The following is a 1525-nucleotide window of genomic DNA, read 5'->3' as shown; positions in this document are numbered from 1 at the left end:
TGTTGTTTCAGATACCGCACAGTGGACGCGTAACACCTTCGTAGTAAGCCCTCGGCCTATTAGTACCAGTCACCTACACACATTACTGTGCTTCCAGTTCCGGCCTATCAACCCCATGGTCTGTAGGGGGCCTTAACCCATCAAGTGGGAGAGAAACCTCATCTTGGAACAGGCTTCCCGCTTAGATGCTTTCAGCGGTTATCCCTTCCGAACGTAGCCAACCAGCAGTGCTCCTGGCGGAACAACTGGCACACCAGAGGTTCGTCCGTCCCGGTCCTCTCGTACTAGGGACAGCCTTCCTCAAGTTTCTAACGCGCGCGGCGGATAGAGACCGAACTGTCTCACGACGTTCTAAACCCAGCTCGCGTGCCGCTTTAATGGGCGAACAGCCCAACCCTTGGGACCTACTCCAGCCCCAGGATGCGACGAGCCGACATCGAGGTGCCAAACCATCCCGTCGATATGGACTCTTGGGGAAGATCAGCCTGTTATCCCCGGGGTACCTTTTATCCGTTGAGCGACACCGCTTCCACTTGCCGGTGCCGGATCACTAGTCCCGACTTTCGTCCCTGCTCGAGCTGTCACTCTCACAGTCAAGCTCCCTTGTGCACTTGCACTCGACACCTGATTGCCAACCAGGCTGAGGGAACCTTTGGGCGCCTCCGTTACATTTTGGGAGGCAACCGCCCCAGTTAAACTACCCACCAGGCACTGTCCCTGAACCAGATCATGGTCCGAGGTTAGAAGTCCAATACGATCAGAGTGGTATTTCAACGACGACTCCACCAACACTGGCGTGTCAGCTTCACAGTCTCCCACCTATCCTACACAAACCGTACCGAACACCAATACCAAGCTATAGTGAAGGTCCCGGGGTCTTTTCGTCCTGCCGCGCGTAACGAGCATCTTTACTCGTAATGCAATTTCGCCGAGTCTGTGGTTGAGACAGCAGAGAAGTCGTTACGCCATTCGTGCAGGTCGGAACTTACCCGACAAGGAATTTCGCTACCTTAGGATGGTTATAGTTACCACCGCCGTTTACCGGGGCTTAAATTCTCAGCTTCGCGTCCGAAAACGCTAACCGGTCCTCTTAACCTTCCGGCACCGGGCAGGCGTCAGTCCGTATACATCGTCTTACGACTTCGCACGGACCTGTGTTTTTAGTAAACAGTCGCTTCTCTCTGGTCTCTGCGACCTTCCCCAGCTCAGAGTGCAAGACTCGTCACCAGGGCAGGTCCCCCTTCTCCCGAAGTTACGGGGGCATTTTGCCGAGTTCCTTAACCACAGTTCTCTCGATCGCCTTAGTATTCTCTACCTGACCACCTGTGTCGGTTTGGGGTACGGGCCGTGTACCAACTCACTAGAGGCTTTTCTCGGCAGCATAGGATCACTGAATTCACCACAACGGCTACGCATCACCTCTCAGGATATATGTGTGACGGATTTGCCTATCACACTCCCTACAGGCTTACACCAGGTATTCCATCACCTGGCCCAGCTACCTTCCTGCGTCACCCCATCGCTT

1 rRNA gene is annotated in these 1525 nt (G+C 54.6%); it reads right to left on the bottom strand.

Annotated elements, in window-relative coordinates:
- Positions 1-39 precede the first annotated feature (39 nt).
- A 23S ribosomal RNA gene (locus ACFC06_RS29045) occupies positions 40-1525 on the bottom strand; the annotation flags it as partial.

Origin of the sequence: Nocardia sp. NPDC056064 (assembly GCF_042266925.1) — a bacterium.
Lineage (GTDB): Bacteria > Actinomycetota > Actinomycetes > Mycobacteriales > Mycobacteriaceae > Nocardia.
The sequence above is the reverse complement of the archived record's forward strand: the minus strand, read 5'-3'. Positions and strand labels throughout refer to the sequence as shown.